The sequence below is a fragment of the Streptomyces sp. NPDC052016 genome (assembly GCF_044548445.1).
Taxonomy (GTDB): domain Bacteria; phylum Actinomycetota; class Actinomycetes; order Streptomycetales; family Streptomycetaceae; genus Streptomyces.
In genome coordinates this window covers 94720-111367 of sequence record NZ_JBIUBX010000013.1, presented here as the reverse complement: position 1 = coordinate 111367, position 16648 = coordinate 94720, and the positions used below count along the sequence as shown (strand labels likewise).

The 16648-nt window shown below is 71.1% G+C and carries 4 protein-coding genes; 2 read left to right on the top strand and 2 right to left on the bottom strand.

The annotated features are described in order from the left end of the window. Nucleotides 1–8: 8 nt before the first annotated feature. A complete protein-coding gene (locus ACIHAR_RS17970; protein ID WP_365473318.1) occupies nucleotides 9–497 on the bottom strand; it encodes a hypothetical protein in 489 nt (162 codons plus the stop codon). Continuing rightward, a complete protein-coding gene (locus ACIHAR_RS17965) occupies nucleotides 497–10210 on the bottom strand; it encodes a polymorphic toxin-type HINT domain-containing protein (RefSeq protein ID WP_400020293.1) in 9714 nt (3237 codons plus the stop codon). The genes ACIHAR_RS17970 and ACIHAR_RS17965 overlap by 1 nt, the downstream gene beginning before the upstream one ends. A gap of 567 nt (nucleotides 10211–10777) precedes the next feature. Between ACIHAR_RS17965 and ACIHAR_RS17960 the strand changes: the two genes are divergently transcribed. Further along, the gene (locus tag ACIHAR_RS17960) at nucleotides 10778–12745 is read left to right on the top strand and encodes a tachylectin-related carbohydrate-binding protein (RefSeq protein ID WP_365471962.1); all 1968 of its coding nucleotides are present in this window, start codon (nucleotides 10778–10780) and stop codon (nucleotides 12743–12745) included. Continuing rightward, nucleotides 12742–16344, top strand: coding sequence for a LamG-like jellyroll fold domain-containing protein (locus ACIHAR_RS17955; RefSeq protein ID WP_400020291.1), 3603 nt, complete (start codon nucleotides 12742–12744; stop codon nucleotides 16342–16344). The genes ACIHAR_RS17960 and ACIHAR_RS17955 overlap by 4 nt, the downstream gene beginning before the upstream one ends. Nucleotides 16345–16648 lie beyond the last annotated feature (304 nt).

Here is a 16648-nt window from a genome sequence, read left to right as displayed (position 1 = left end):
CCCACCGCTCACCCAGGGTTCGCGGCCAGGACGGACCGGTAGTACTCCAGCCGGTCCTCGTCCTCGTCCACGAACTCCAGAATGTCGAACACGGCCTCGGCATCCCCGGACACGGCCTCGGCGTACAGCACCACGATGCCCTCGCGCACCGCGGCGACGCACCGCTCCTCCAGATCGGGGCGCCCGGACTCGATCTCGCTTCGATGCGACTCCCCCGTCACGAGGTACTCCAGCATCCCCAGGAAGTGGCCCCTGACGGAGTCGTGCAGATCCTCGCCCAGCGCCGCGAGCATCACCGGTACGGCATGAGGGGCCACCTCGAAGAGCATGCTCTGCACCTCGAGATGGTTCTCCAGCGTGTACCCGACCGTCTCCTGCGTGCTCCGGGCGTCCAGCAACCTCCTGAACGTCTCCGTCAGATGCGCGCCCGACTGCCCGCATCCGCAGCGCAGTGCGGACCAGTCGTGGCGTCGCAGTTCCAGGATCGAAGCCCTCATCACTTCCCGATCATCCATGGTCCCTTGGGGTCGTAGATGACACTGTGCACGAAGTTGTCGGCGGGATAGTTGCCCTGACAGGTCATGCAGATCTCCTTCTCATTGAGGATCTTGCCGTTCCCGTCCTCGAAGTCCTCCCGGCGGAGCGCCCTGGTGAAGACGACGTCGTCCGCGTCCCAGCCCGTGTGGTCGAGGATGTTCGGCTCGGCGCAGCTGCCGTTGCCCGAGCAGCCCACCGCGATGTCCCCCGTCTTCTTGTGCACGGCGGCCGTGTAGGTACGGGACTTCGCCCTGCCCGTCGCCCTTTCCGCCGCCTCGTAGCGCAGGCCGGTGGCTTCCGCGATGCGGTCGTCCATGTTCCAGTCGCCCTGTGCCCGGTGGACCGTGATCGTCGGCTTGAACTTGCCCTTGTTGCCTCGGGTGCCCTTGCCCGCGGCGCAGTTGTGAACGAGGGTCGACGTCTCGCCCGCCGCCACGTAGTACGTGTGCGCCGTGTCGACCGTCAGGTTGTGGACCGCGGCCTGCTGTGTCCACGCGCTGACCGCGTCGACCTGGACCCAGGTGCCGGAGCCGGTCCGGAGCCACTGGCCGGGCTCGAGTTCGCCGGCCTTGAGCCACTTCTTCAGGTCGGGGACCCAGAAGGGGTGACCGGCGGTCGCGGTGATCGTGTCGGTGGCCTCGCCCTTGTCACCGTCGGTGTCGATCGTGAGCTTGACGAGGTGCTTCTCGCCCTTGCCCTCGATCGTGTCGGTGACCTTCTGCTTGGAGGTCTTGCCGGTCGTCGGGTCGGTGGCGAGGACCTCGTCGCCTTCCTCGACCTCCTCGATGGGTTTACGGCTGCCGTCGGCCATGACGACTTCGGTTCCCGGCACGAAGCTGTTGGCGGAAGCCATCGAGGCCACGTCCATCGCCGTGCTGGTGCACTCGACCGCCGTCTCGATCTTGTCGGCCGCGTCGTCGGCCTTCTCCACCGCCTTGGCGATGTCGTCCGCGTACTTCGCCGCCTTCGACACCGTCCGCCCGGCCCGCGCCGCCCGCACCGCCGCCGCGCCCGCGCCGCCGAGGACGACGGCGCCGACGGTGGCCGCGGCCCAGGCGCAGGCCTCCATGTCGCCCTTGGTGACGCAGTTCTTGATGTCGTTGAAGCCGGTGACCTCGCCGACGACGTTGCCGACCGTCTTGACGCCTTCCCAGACCTCGCCCCAGTCGACCGCCTCCGAGACGGTCTCGACGACGCTGCCGACCTGCTTGACGACCTCGTCGCGGATGGCGTCCACGGTCTTGGCGACATCGGCGACGACCTGGACGGCCGCGCCGACGACGATCGCCGGGAGGTTGGGGTCGCCGGTGACGATGGCCTTGCCGACCGCGATCAGGGGCTTGGCCGCGGCGACGATCTGCGGGATCGGGTTGTGTTTCGCCGCGTAGGAGACCGCCGCCTTGGCCTTCTGGGTGATGTAGACCTTGGCCTGGTAGGCCGCTCGGGCGGCCTGTCTCGCCTTCTCGCGGGCCCACTGGGTGACGCCCGTCTTCTGCCCGACCCACCTGACGGCGTTGACGGTGGCGTCGACGACCGTCTTCAGGCCCGACTTGCGGTACACGTAGTCGGCGGCCTTGCCGACATAGCTCAGCGCCTTGCTGAGCGCGGCCCCCGGGTTGCGCACCGCCCACTGCACGCCGTGCCAGACGGACCGCGCCTTCTTGTAGACCCAGGAGTTCTTGACCGTCTTGACGACGGCCTTTTTCTTCTTCTCGCACCAGCCCCAGCCGAAGCAGGGGAAGTGTCCGTCCGGGTCCGTGTAGTCCAGCGGGGCGCCGGCGCCGTACGTGTACCGGTTGGCGAGGATCGACGCGCCCGAGGTGGACTGGTAGGAGTCGCGGGAGTCGAAGACGCCGGTGCCCGGGTCGTACCAGCGGGCGTGCATGTTGACCTGTTCGGTGTCCGGGTCGGTCCAGTCGCCCTGGTAACCGACGTTGCCGTCCATGCCCTCGGCGCTCGCGGTGCCGCGGACCTGGCCGAAGGGGTCGAAGGCCGTGGAACGGTCGAGGGCCGTCGCCGCGCCGTTCGTCGCCGACATGTTGCCGACGATGTCGCCGTGCTTGTCCTCCAGGGTGAGCCGGGCCGTGCCGCCGTTCTCGGCGACCGCCATGAGCTCGTCGGCGGCGCCGCGGCCGTACGTCGAGGTCTGGTCCTTGACCGGGTCGGGTGTGAAGCCGGCGTAGGAGAAGTCCACGCCGTTGCGTGCCGCGACGCGGTCCAGCGAGTCGTACGTGTACTCCGTTCCGGACTCGCCCGCCTGCACCATCCGGTCGAAGGCGTCGAAGGTGAACTCCTCCGTCAGTCCCGAGCTGGTGCGGGTCGCCAGCGTGCCGCGCGGCGTGTGGTCGTAGGTGTAGTCGCCGTCGGACAGCAGCCGGTTGCGCTCGTCGAAGGTGGCGGTCTTGGCGCCGTTCTTCACGCGGTTGCCGCTGTCGTCCCAGCCGTACTCCGTGGTGGTGCCGTCGGCCGTCCAGGACGTGAGGCGGCCGGCTTGGTCGTAGCCGTAGGTGCTGCTGCCGGCCTTGGCCGTGCCGACCGTGGTCTTCGACGTCAGCTGGTCGTTGGTGTCGTAGCCGTAGTCGGTCGACGCCATCGTCTGGCCGGCGCTGTTCTTCAGCGTGTCGGTGTCGAGCCGGCCGAGGTCGTCGTAGGTGAAGGAGCGGGACTGCCCCGAGCCGTAGTCGACCTCCTTGACCACGCCCGCGCCGTCGTAGGTGTAACTCTGCTGCACCCCGGTGAGCGGGTCGGTCGCCGTGGCCAGCCGCTGCTTGACGTAGCTGAAGCGGGCGGTGCCGGCCGCGTCGGTGCGGCCGGTGAGCAGGCCGTCGTCGTTGTACTCGTACGTGGCGTCGCCGGACGGTCCGGTCGCCTTCAGCAGCCCGCCCCGGTCGTTGTACTCGTAGGTGTTGTCGCCCTTGGGGGACGAGGCCTTGACCAGCCGGCCCGCCGGGTCGTACTGGAACCGCTTCTCGGGGGTGGTCACCTCGGCGCCGCTGCCGGTCTCCCGGACCAGCTGGCCGGCCTTGTCGTACTCGCGTTCGCGGACCACGCTGCCCGGCGCGGTGAGCTTCACGGGCTGCCCGACGGCGTCGTAGGCCGTCGTCCAGGTGCGCGCCTCCGGGGCGGGGTCGCGGGCGGTCGAGGGCTCGATCACCGACTCGGCGAGACCGAGTGTGTTGACCGTGTAGACCGTCGTGTTCCCGCGGCCGTCGGTGTAGCGGGTGCGGTTGCCGAGGGCGTCGTAACCGAAGGACGTGGTGATGGACTTGGTGTCGGAGACCGGCTCGGTCTGGCTGGTCAGCCGGTTCATCGCGTCGTACGCGTACGTCGTGGTGCGGTTCAGCGGGTTGGTCGACGTGACCAGGTTGCCGGCCTTGTCGTAGGTGTAGCTCACCTTGCGGAGCTGGCCGTTGGCCGGGTCCAGGTCCTGGTCCTGGACGAGCTGGCCGAGCTGGTCGTAGATCTTCGCCGAGGTGCGGCCCATGCCGTCGGTGCGGCGCACCTCGCGGCCGGAGGCGTCGTAGCCGAACTGGGTGATGACGCCGCTCGGCTCCTGCAGCCTGGTCAGCTGGCCGAGTCCGTCGTAGGTGTACTGGCTGACCGCGCCGCTCGGGGACGTCTGCTTCACCACGTTGCCCGCGTCGTCGTACTCGTTGCGGGTGGTGAAGGCGCCGGGCAGGGGCTTGCGCTCGATCTGGGTGGTGGTGACCGGGCGGTCGAGGTCGTCGTACGTCGTCTCGGCGCGGGCGCCGGTCGGGTCGGTGACCGTCAGCACCTGTCCGGTGCGGGTGTAGGTGTACGTCCACTGCCCGCGCTCGTCGCCGGTGCCGACGGGCACGTCCTTGACGGTGAGCCGGTTCTGGCGGTCGTACTGGAACTTCGCCACGCGGCCGAGCGGGTCGGTCGTCTCGATGACGTTGCCGAGCGCGTCGTACTTGTTGGTGACCGTCGGGGCGACGGTCTGCGTCGAGCCGGGCGGGGTGTAGGCCGGCGCGGTCGCGGTGACCGCGCGGCCGAGCCGGTCGTAGAAGGTGCGGTTGGTGCGGCCGAGCGCGTCGACCGACTCGGTGACCGCGCCGAAGGTGTCGTAACCGGTGTAGGTGGTGGGCCGGGTGGTGACGGGGGCGCTGCCGCCGGACTCGGTCCGGACCGCGGGCGCGGTGACGGAGGTCGCCCGGCCGAGCTCGTCGTAGCCGTACTCGGCCTTGTTGCCCGCCGGGTCCGTCTTGGACGTGGCGAGTCCGCGGTCGTCGTAGGTGTAGACGGTGGTCCGCGGGTCGGTGCCGTTCTCGACGGTCTCGTGGGTGACGTTGCCCGCGTCGTCGTACTGGTAGCGGACGGAGTCGCCGGTGACGCTCACCGGCCAGGGGACGTTGGAGGGGGAGCCGCTGGAGGCGGCCGTCTCCACGTTGCCGGCGATGTCGTAGGTGTAGGTGGTGCGCCTGGCCAGCCCGCCGGGGTCGGTGACCTCGGACTTCACCCGGCCGACCGCGTCGTACGTGTACTGGGTGACGAGCTTTCCGTTGGCGGACGTCTCGGTCAGCACGTTGCCCGCGCCGTCGTAGGTGTTGGACTCCACGACGATGTCGCGCTTGGTGCCGTCGGGGTTGCGGAAGTCCTTGAGCGTGATCGACTTGACCAGGTCGTCGCCGTAGTACTGGTAGATCAGCGAGCGGCCCATCGAGTCGGTGTGCCGGACCAGCCGGCCGCCCATGTCGTAGGCGTACGACTGCAGGACGGTGTAGTCCTCGTCGCCTCCGTCGTCGTCCCAGTCGCGCAGCCGGGTCTCGGCCATCATGTTGCGCGCCGTGTAGACGTAGTCGAAGTGGTTGCCGTTGGCGTCCACCATCGAGGTCTTGTTGCCGAAGACGTCGTAGGTGTAGGTGGTCTCGTTGCCCTCGGCGTCGGTGACCCGCTCGGGGCGGCCGTGGTCGTCGAGCTCGAAGGCCATCACGCGGGTGGCGTCGCCGCCCAGCAGGTCGCTGATCTCGGTGCGCACCACGTTGCCGTCGGCGTCGTAGGTCGTGGTGGTCTTCTGCTGGTGCTTGGCGCTGGTGACGACGTTGGTGGCCGCCGGGTCGGTGAGGGTGGCGACCCGGGAGAGCTTGTCGTAGGTGAACGTCGACGTGGTGCCGTTCGGGTAGGCGTCCGTGACGACGGTCTCGGTGAGCTTGCGGCCCAGCGCGTCGTACGTGTACTTGGTGACCCGCCCGGACGGCTCGGTCACCCAGGCCAGGTCGCCGTTCTTGTAGTACTGGTAGCGGGTGGTCTTCCCGCGCGGGTCGGCGGTGGTCAGCGGCAGCCCGGTGGGCGTGTTGCCGCCGCCGACGGCCGGTTCGGCGCCGGTCGTGTAGGTGTTCCTGGCCGTGCCGCCGTCGGGGGCGGTCTGGGTGAGCAGGGCACCGCTGGTGTTGTACGTGTACTGGGTGCGGAAGCGGTTGTCGGTGGGGCCGGAGGAGCGGCCGTCCCGGGTCTCCGCCGGCTGGTCGCCCCGCAGGTCGAAGTCGCCCGTGGCCACCGGGTAGGTGGTGTACGAGGTCTGGCAGTCGCCCGCGGCCCGGCAGGTGGTGCGGCTGGTCACGTTGCCGCGGTCGTCGTGGCCGAGGGTGACCTTGTCGCCGTTCTCGCTGGTGATGCCGGTCTGGAAGCCGTTGTCGTCGTAGGCGAAGGAGCGGATGGCGACGCCGTCGACGGGGTGCCGGATGAAGTCCGGCTCGCTGCCGCCGTCCCCGGGGGGATTGGTGCAGAACGCCGGGTCGCCCGGGTCGGGTTCGGTGCAGATCTGGCCGGGGTCGGTGGGCGACGGGGACGGCGACGCGGTGACGGGCTCGCGGGCGCCGAGGGCCATCGGCTCGCCGTAGCGCAGCAGTCGCGAGGACAGTCCGTCGTACTCGTAGAAGTACGGGGCGTCCATCGGGTCGTGGACCTCGACGGTGCGGCGCAGGTCCCGGTCGTTGCCGAAGACCGCGGGGGTGCCGATCTTCCAGGTGCCGCCGTTGCGGTCGGTGTACTCCTCGACCCGGTCGCGCGAGGCGTCGTACTGGACCTCGGAGGCGATGCGGCCGCTCGGCAGTGTCGTCCTCGTCAGGACGTCGGCGGTCCGGCCGGCCTCGCGGTAGTGGGCGGTGACGGCCGCGGAGCCCAGAGGGTGGTGGTAGACGGCGACGTCGTCGATGGTGCCCGCGAAGGACCTGGCGGCGGTGGAGCCCCAGCCGGGCCAGGAGGCGGGTGTGGTGGCGTGGGCGGCGCCGATCTGGTTGTGGGTGAGGTTCGTCTGGACGGGCTGCTTCCCGGTGATGGTGCCGGAGAGCCTCCCGTCCAGGTAGAGGCTCTGGGTGGAGCCGGACATGGACAGCACCGCGTGGTGCCACTGGCCGTCGTTGACGTTCTTGGTGATGTCGGTGATCGGCTCGACGGCGCCGGTCCAGAACTGTCCGCGCAGCTTTCCGTCGGTGCCGACGTACAGCATGGGGACACCGGTGCCCGGGGCGGTGCCCCAGGTCTTGTCCTGGTAGCCGACCAGCGGTCCGCCGACGCCGGCGGCGATCGTCTTGAACCAGACCTCCACGGCGGCGTCACGGCTCTTCTTCACCGTGCCGGCGGGCAGGTCGATCCGTGAGGTGGTGCCGTTGAAGCCTGCGGCGGTGCCGGGGTCGCCGGCGATCGCGCCCGCGGCGTTGAGCGTGACGTTCTGGTAGGTGCCGCGGTCCTTGCCGAGGTTGGCCTCGTTGGCGCTGCTCGCGGCGGTGCCCTCGTCCTCGCCGAGGCGCCAGTAGGACTCGGGGCGGGAGTCGAGCACGGTGGTGCGGTAGTGGCTGCCCGTGCCGTAGGTGTACCGGGTGCAGCCGTTCAGTGGGTCGCAGACCTTGTCCAGCAGGTCGCCGGTGTAGGTGTACGTCCAGGTCAGCGGGGCGCCGTCGACGGCGGTCGTCTGGACCCTGGTGACGTGTGCGCCGGTCCAGGTGAAGGTCAGCGAGCGGGTCGTCCGGTTGTTCGTCGCGGTCGCGATCTTCCCGGCGCTGTAGGTGTAGGTGACCGCGTTGGAGTACGGGTCGGTGATCTTGGCCAGCAGGCCGGAGGAGCTGAAGTCGTACGTCGTGCCGGACTTGTCCTGCAGCTTGTAGGTGCTGGTCGCCGAGTCGAAGGTCAGCTTGGCGAAGCGGCCGGGCGGCGGGGCGAAGGTCCCGTCGGCGTTCCTGCCGAAGCGGACGTCCTGGCCGTCGGGGTAGCGGATGACGACGTTGCCGGTACCGTCGTCGTCGGGTGTGAGCCGCATGTCGTAGCGGGTCGTCCAGCCCGCGCCGAAGGCGAGGTCACGCCGTGGGTCGAGGCTGTTGTAGGTGCGGATCAGGGTGAGCTCGGGGCCGACGCCGGCGACGGACGCGTCGATCGCGCTGGAGGTGAAGTTGCCGACGTTCGGGTCGAACTCCTTGCCCTGCGCCTCGGAGAGCCGTGAGGTGATCTCGGGCTGCGGCACGGCGGCGACCAGCGCCACCTGAGCGGTGGGCACCTCGTTGGTCGCGTCCTTGACGAAGCCGCGCCACAGGTAGGTCGTGCCCCACTTCAGCCGCCCGGACGGGACCGGGTAGGCGGAGCTCGTCTGGTAGGCGGAGGTGGTGCAGGCGGTCGGCTTGCCGTCCTTGTCCGACTCGCAGATCTCGAACTTGTACTGGAGCGCGGAGCCGGGCGGCGCGTCGATGTCCGTGCCGGCCGCCCACAGCTGCGGGGTCAGCGTCTGGGCCTGGTAGCCGTTGGGCGGGAACTGCTCCTTCACCACGGGGGCGATGTCGAAGACCTGGATGGTCAGCCGGCCCGGTGGCACGTGCTCGTCGGTGAAGACCTTGCCGCCCTGGCGGACCATCGTGAAGTCGAGCATGTAGACGCCCGGCGGGAGCGCCTTGATGGTGGCCTCGACGGTCGTCTTGGCGCCGTGGGGCACGTTGCCGGTGAGGCTGCCCGCGCGCTGCTGGGTGACCAGCTTGCCCTTGCTGTCGTACGCCCGGTAGGCCAGGTAGTAGGTGGACGGCGTCCAGGTCTCGGCGCCCTTGTTGGTGACGGAGACCTTGACCTTCCCGTTCTGGTTCTGCAGCACCGGCGGGTCGGGGACGGGCTTGGGGAAGCTGTAGGACGCGTTGTACGGCGAGTGGGTGACGTACAGCTTGGGCGGGTTGGCCGTGGCGTGGCCGGTGAACTTCTTGAAGCCGAGCGGGTCGGTGGCGGAGGCCCGCAGCGACAGGCCGTTGTTGGCCTGGGTGCCGTTCACCCAGCGCTGCACCAGGTCACGTCCGCCCTTGCCGAGGTCGAAGAGCTCACCGGCGGCGGGGCAGGCGGACCGCGACTGGCCGAAGCCGATGTAGCCGTACGCGAAGGACTTCGAGGCGAGCGCGCCGCCCACCGAGGGGCCGGGGTAGGCGGTGCCCGTGCCGGCGGTCCAGGACTCGGTCACGGGATGCACGGAGACGGGGCGCGGCTTGCAGGAGGCCGAGTCGAAGTTCACGACCTGGAGCTGCACACCGAAGATCTGGTGGTACCTGAGCTCTTCGTCGAGTCCGGGGAAGCCGAGGTACGCGGCGGAGGCGCCGTCCGGGCCCTTGCCGACGTGCAGTTCGCTGGAGCCGACGACGGAGCCGCCGCTGCGCACCGTCATGGAGGTGGAGGCGGACGTGGTGTCGACGGAGGGGTCGACGCGGACGGGGTAGGCACGGGCCGGGTCGGCGAGCCAGTCCCGGTCGGCGGTCACCTTCAGCGCCTGGCCGCCGTCCTGCCGCTGGACGAGTTCGTACGTCACGGCGTGCGAGACGGCGTGGGCGGCGTCCTCCATGAACCCGGCGGGAACGACGGCGCGGGTGCGGCCCTGGGCGTCGGTGAGCACCATCGATCCGCCGTCGATCCTGGCGGTGAGGCCCTCGAGGCGGAGCGGGAAGACGAAGCTGTTCGGGGCGGTGGCCGACTTCAGGACGAGCGTCTCCTTGACGCCGCCGGCCTGTGAGTCGAGCCAGAGGTCGGTCTCGGGGAGCACCCGCTCGTAAGCGACGCGGGCGCCGTCCGCGGTGCCGGCCACGGAGGCGGCGCCGCTCAGCCCGTAGCCGAAGGACTCACCGGACGGCAGGGTGACGGACGCGAGCTCTCCGGCGTCGGCCCGGCCGGCGAAGCGCAGGGCGACGGAGTCGGCGGTGTTGGCCCAGCCGTCCGTCCGCTCGACCAGGTCGCTGTCGATGGGCCGCCAGACGCCCTGGTCGTCGCGGTAGTTGATCGGTTCGGTGGAGACCTCGCTGGTGCGGGTGCCGTCCTCGTTCGCGTACGTACGGCTGCGGGCGTCCCGCTCCGAGACGATCTCCTTGCTGGTCCTGCGGTCGAAGCCCTTGACCTGCGCGGGCGCCGGCGTGGTGACCTCGACCGCGTTCTTGCGGACCGTGGGCCGGGCGGCGGACGGGCTCTTCAGCGGGTACTTGGCGCGCAGGGACCGCGGCGCGTCGTCGTTGCGCTTGCCACCGGCCACGTGGCTGAGCCCCTCGGCGCTGCCCCAGCGCTGGCCGGGGCCCTTGGCGGCGGCCGGCTTCTCCGGGAGGAGCGGGATCCCCGCGCCCGCGATGCCGAGCGAACCGAGGGCGATGACCGCGGTCACGGCGAGTGCGATGGCCTTGCCCCAGCGTGAACGCAGGAGTCTTGGCATCAGGAAGTTGCGCGCGAGTCTCCGGTACGCCGGCACGGCCCCCCCACAGGACGAACGGATGATCAGGTGGGAGCCTGACGGTTCGTCGAACTCCTTGTCGACGTATTGACCAGTCCATTCATCTGGGCGTTATCCCATCGTGATCACCCCTCCTCGGCCCGGACGCGGATTTCCCAGCCGCCACATGCGACGCGAACTCGCAGGGCGAGGCTTTTGCCGGAAGCCGCGGAACGGACCGCCCCCGGGAAATCCGTTCAGCGGAAAGAGACGGCGAATCCACCCGGTGTTCATTTCGCCTGGCGAAGTCGACCGATCGACCGCCGTGGCAGGGGGGCGGCGGCTGCAATGCCGAGGCCCCCGGAATGCCTCGCGACTCCCGTCCGCCCCGCGAGGGCGGGTGACCGGTACGGCGTCCCCGCATTCCGGTACCCGCAGGTGATTTTCCGTCAACTGGCCACCGAAAGCGGCCGGTTCTTTTCGTCGTTCACCTTCAAGATTCCTATCAGCGACCTTTGTTCACCCCGCTGAAACGGCAGCGTTCACCGTCGGACGCCTAACGTCCACGCCATGAACCGGATTTCACGTCGCGCACTCTTCTCCGCCACTGCTCTGGCCACGGCCCTGGCGACCGCGCTTCCGCTCACCGGCGTCCTGCCCTCCGCGCCGGCAGCGGCTGCCGTGTCGCTGACCTGCGGATCCGGCGGGGCCACGTACACCCTGGACTCCGCCGGCAAGCTGAACAGAACCGACATGCCGGACCCCGCGGCCGGCAACGCCCTGCCGGCCGGCACCACCATCGACACGACCTGGACCGGCTACGGCCACATGTTCGCGGGCCCCGGGGCGACCTTCTACGGCATCAAGTCGGACGGGCTGTACTACAGCCACCGGGTCAGCTCCAGCAGCACCTGGGACGTCCACCACCGGAAGATCAGCTCCAACTTCACCCAGTTCAGGGCCGCCGACCGGATCGACGACATCACCATCGACCGCGGCGGCTACATATGGACGCTCTCCGGCGCCACCAACGACCTGCGCTGGTACCGCTACGACGCGAGCGCCGACGAGTTCGTCGAGGGCAGTGGCAAGATCGTCGACATGGGCTGGAACTACGACGCCGTCTACGCGGGCGACCGCGGCGTCCTCTACGGCCGTGACGCGACCGACGGCAGGCTCTACCGCTCGCGCTACGACTACACCAGCCAGCGCTGGATCGAGCGCCATGTGCTGGAGTCCGCCGCGGACTGGAGCGACACCAAGTTCATGCCGTCGTACGGCGGGGACACGCTGTTCCGCGTCAAGGGCAGCGGCGCGGTCGCGTACTACCGCTTCGACGAGGACATCCGCGACTGGCCCGTCTACAACAAGCAGGTGGAGGCGTCCGGCTGGGCCGGCTTCGTCTCGGTCTCGGCGGGGCCCGACATCTGCAAGCTCAACGTCAACCACACGCCCGCGGCCACGCCGGTGCCGCTGGAGTCGTACACCCCCAACTCCGTGATGCAGGCGGCCGACGGCAAGCTGGAGCTCGCCTACACCGACAACATCGGCCGCCTGGTCCACGGCCGCACCGATCCCGCCGACATCAACGGCGCCCAGTGGACGGTGATCTCCGGCCAGGAGGCCTTCACCGGCCGGCCCTCGCTCGCCGAGCACACCGACGGCCGCGTCGTCGTCACCGCCCACAACACCTCCGGCAGCGTCTGGCAGCGCAACCAGACCGCCAAGAGCGCCGCCGACTGGGGCAACTGGATCGACCTGGCGGGCGCCATGCGGCACCACGCCGTCACCGGCGAGACACCCAGCGGGCTGATGACCCAGTTCGCCCTCGACGCGAACGGCAAGCCCTGGTACCGCATCCAGCAGCGCGCCAACGTCGACTTCATGGGCTGGATGCCGCTGTCCGGCACCGGCTTCACCGGCCCCCTCACCGCCGTGACCGTGCGCGACGGCATCCAGCTCTTCGGCAGGAAGGCCGACGGCACCCTCTCCACCGCCCTCTTCAAGGAGGGGGGCACGCTCTCGGCGTGGACCGCCATGGGCGCCCAGGCCGTCGCCGGCACGCCGTCCGTCGTCGTCTACCCCGGCTACCGCATGCGCGTCTTCGCCACGGACGCGAACGGCAACGTGGTCACCACCGCCCAGTCCGTCGAGGGCGGCGCGTACGGGACCTGGCAGTCCGTCGCCGGGATCACCGCGCAGGGCTCCCCCAGCGCCGTCATCTCCCCGCTGACCGGCCTCACCGAGATCGTCGTCCGCGGCACCGACGGCTACGTCCACAACACCGGCGAGACCAGCCAGGGCAGCGGTGCCTGGCGCGCCTGGCAGCAGGTGAGCTTCGAAGCCTCGGCCACCGAGCCCACCGCCTTCACCTACACCAACCCCACCGGTCCGACCTGGGCCTACACCTTCCGCACCTCCGACAACCAGACCCGTATCTACCAGGTCCAGCAGACCTCTTCGCTGAGCGTGATGCGCGCCGAGGCCGACGCGCCGGACTTCCAGGGCAGCAGGCTGCCCGCCCCGACGGCCAAGTGACCACACCGCAGAGGAGGCCGTGGCGGCCCGGCGGCCGCCACGCCCCGCCTCCGGTGCCGCCCGCCCTGCCCCGCTTCCGCCCGTCCCGCCGGCACGGGACGGGGCAGGGCCGGGCGGCCGTCCGCTTACGGCCGGATCCTCACCGCGGGCCTCACCGCGGGGCCTCGTCGCGGGGCCCCGCCGCAGTTCCGCACCCCGTCAGAAAGGTCTGCACCGCCCTGTCCCGGCTACGTGTACGCGGCCTCCGCGCCGCCCTCGTCACCCTGACCCTCGTCCTCCTCGGAGCCGTCGCCCCGCCCGCCGCCGCGAGCGGCACACAGCCCTCGGCCGACGGCCTCACAGGGACCGAACAGATCCTCTTCCGCTCCGGAACCGCCGGATACGGCTGCTTCCGCATCCCCACGATCGTCCGTACGAAGACGGGCGCACTGCTCGCCTTCGCCGAGGCCCGCCGCTCGCCCTCCTGCGCCGACCGGGGCGCGATCGACACCGTCGTCCGCCGCTCCACCAACGGCGGCCGCACCTGGGGCCCCGTCCGCGTGGTGCTCGCCGGCAGCGACACCGACCCCGACGCGCCCTACACGCGCGGCAACCCCTCCCCCGTGGCCGACCTGCGCACCGGCGACGTCCAACTGCTCTCCACGTCGGAACCGGCCGTGCCGGGCGGCAAACGGCTGCCGCGGGTCCAGCGCAGCACGGACGACGGGCTGACCTTCGGCGCGCCCAAGCCGCTGCCGCGGCTGGCGAACCCGCAGGACGGCTGGTTCGGAACGGGACCCGCGCACGGCATCCAGCTCAAGCGCGGCGACAAGGCGGGCCGGCTGGTGGTGGGGGCGTACGAGTCCCCGACGCAGGCCGGCCAGGATCCGCAGCTCGTCGGGCTGCTGTACAGCGACGACGGCGACGAGTGGTTCGCGAGCGCCACGGCCGACTCCTTCGGGCCCGGGCTGATGCCCGGCGAGCCGACCGTCGCCGAACTCGACAACGGGCACGTCTACATCAACGCCCGCAACAACAACGGAGCCGCCTCGTCCGGGCACCGTACGCACGCCGTCAGCACCGACTCCGGCGCGACCGTGCCCGCGCAGCAGGTCGTGCCCTCGCTCACCACGCCCGAGGTGCAGGCGTCGGTCCTGGCGCTGGAGCAGACGTACCGGGCCACACCCGGCGACACGCTCGTCCTCTCCGCGCCCTCTCACCCGACGGACCGCCAGAACATGCGGATCCGCTACTCCACGGACCGTGGCACCACCTGGCACGACGCCGCACAGATCAACGCCAAGCGGGCCGGCTACTCGGACCTGGCCGAGCTGACCGACGGCGAGATCGGCCTGGTCTACGAGGGCGGCGACGGCTTCTCCGCGGCGAACATCTACTTCAACCGCTTCACCCCGGCGGCGGCAGGCGTGCCCGGCACCTTCACCGGCAAGGTGCACCCGCAGGCCACACAGGCCCCGGGCCGCACCACTCCGGACAGCACGCTCGACGCCAACGACGCCTATCTGGCCGGGGGTTCGGCGCTCGGCACCGGCCGCTGGGGCCAGGGGCTGGTCCTCGACGCCGCCGGCGAGCACGCCGACGTGCCGTACACGCCGGGGATCGACCCGGGCGACGGGGACTTCACCTACTCGCTGTTCTTCAAGTACAAGGCGGAGCCCGGCGAGACCCAGCAGCGGGCGCTGATGTGGGCCTACGGGTACGGCGCGGCAAGACCCCAGGTGTGGGTGCGCGCCCAGCCCGGCCAGAACCGGCTCTACGCCTGGGTGCAGGGCACCGGCGGCACCGCCTCCGTCGCCCTGACCGACCCCGGCCCGTCGACCGCGTTCGGCGACGACGCCTGGCACCATCTGACGCTGGTGCGCAGCGGCGGACGGATCACGCTCTCGGTGGACGGCACGTCCTCGGCGCAGGCCACCGGGGTGGCCGGGTCGGTCAGCGCCGACCGCGCCGTCGGTGTCGACGGGATCCGGCTCGGGGCCAAGGCCGACACCACGGCCGGTGAGCCCTTCGGCGGGGTCCTGGACGAGTTCCGCATGTACCGCGGCGCGCTGACGGATGCCCAGCTCGCCGAGGTGCGAACGGCCAACGCGGCTCCTTCGGCGGACGGTTCGCTCGGTGTGCGGCTGCCGTTCCAGGTGGTCGACACGGCCGACGTGCCCGCGCTGACCTCGGTCGCCATCGAGGACGACGTCTCGGGGCACTGCGCCGACGGCACCCTGCTCGGCGGGGTGCCCGGTGAGGTGGCCGGCCGGGTCGGCAAGGGCGCGATCTCCGTCTCGGCGACCCGGCCCGGTGTCGAGGTGCCGTATCTGCCGACCCTCGACGTCGGCTCGGGCGACTTCACCTACACCCTGTGGTTCCGTCACACCCTGACCGAGACCGACGCGAACGCCGCGCTGCTGTGGGCCTACGGCTCGGTCTCCGGCGAGCCCTCGCTGTGGGTGCGGGCGCAGCCGTCCCAGCGGCGGCTGCTCGCCTGGGCCGAGACGCCCGCGGGTGCGGTGCAGGTGGCGCTCACGGACACCGGCCCGTCGGCCGCCTTCGGGGACGGCGCCTGGCATCTGCTGGCGGTCACCCGGAGCGCCGGCACGCTGCGGCTGAGCGTCGACGGAGCCACGGCCGCCGAGGCGACCGGGCTGTCCGGTGCGCTCACCTCCGCCACCACGCCTCAGGGGCTGAGGATCGGCTCCAAGCCGGGCGACTTCGACGTGCTCACCGGCTCCCTGGACGAGGCCCGGCTCTACAAGCGCGCGCTCACGCCGGCCGAGCTGACGAGGATCGCGCAGTCCGCCGTCGGTTCCGTGGGCGGTTACCCGGCCGACCGGCCCGCCCTGTCGTGGTCCATGGAGAACGGCAACACCGAGGCCCACCTGGTGGCCAGGCCGGCGGCGGGCCCGGCGACGCCGGACTCGTCGGTGCACTGCAACCACGCCTACGTACGGGGCGGAGCCCGGCCCTCGGCCGCGGCGGGGGCCGGCAGGTTCGGCGCGGGGCTCCCCCTGGACGGCACGGACGACTCCGTCGAGCTTCCGTACGGCGCGGACGAGGCCCTCGGCTCCCGTGACTTCACCGTGGCGACCTGGCTGCGTTACACGGCGGGCCAGACGAGCGCCAACCAGGTCCTCTTCTGGGCGTACGGCCTCGGCGGCGCCGAACGGCAACTGTGGCTGCGGGCCCAGCCGGGCCAGGACCGGCTCGCCGCCGTGCTGCAGACCGACACGGCCACCACCACCGTGTACGCCGGCGACGGCAGCGCGGCCCACGCCTTCGGCGACGGCGCCTGGCACCATGTGGTGCTCCAGCGCTCGGGCGGGAAGCTGAGTCTGTCGGTGGACGGCGGGACGCCCGGCGAGGCCACGGCTCCGGCCGGCTCGGTGACGTACCCGGACGGCTTCGCCGTGCTCGGTCTCCATCTGGGGGCCAGGCCGGACGGCGCCGACCGGCTCAAGGGCTCCCTGGACGAGTTCCGCCTGGTGCGGCGCGCGCTGACGGCGGAGGAACTGACCGCCCTGCGCACGTCCAACGCGGACACCGGGACGGCCACCACCGTCCGGCTCCCGTTCGAGACGCTGTCCCCTCAGCCGTACGCCCGGATGTGAGCCCGCCGGACGTTCTCAGGACATGCGCGACCGCTGCCGCCGGTCGAGCGGCGTCGCCCGCTCGACCGGCGGCAGCGGGGCACTGGTCGCCCGGCCGCGGCCCGCACCCGGCGGGCCCGTCGCGTACCTCGCCGCGGCCGCGGGCAGTTGTGGCTCCGTTCCTCCTCGGAGGAAAAGGGTGCGGAGATACGGTCCGGTGTGACGGTCGGTATATTCGCCGCCGTGTCCACGGCTCCCCTCCGCCCGTCGTCCCAGGCCACAGCGGCCTCACGGGACCGCGGCGACGCGATCCCGCCGCCGCCCG

Coding starts and splice junctions, on each gene's coding strand:
- ACIHAR_RS17970 (WP_365473318.1), bottom strand. CDS start 497: ATGAGGGCTTCGATCCTGGAACTGCGACGCCACGACTGGTCCGCACTG.
- ACIHAR_RS17960 (WP_365471962.1), top strand. CDS start 10,778: ATGAACCGGATTTCACGTCGCGCACTCTTCTCCGCCACTGCTCTGGCC.
- ACIHAR_RS17965 (WP_400020293.1), bottom strand. CDS start 10,210: ATGCCAAGACTCCTGCGTTCACGCTGGGGCAAGGCCATCGCACTCGCC.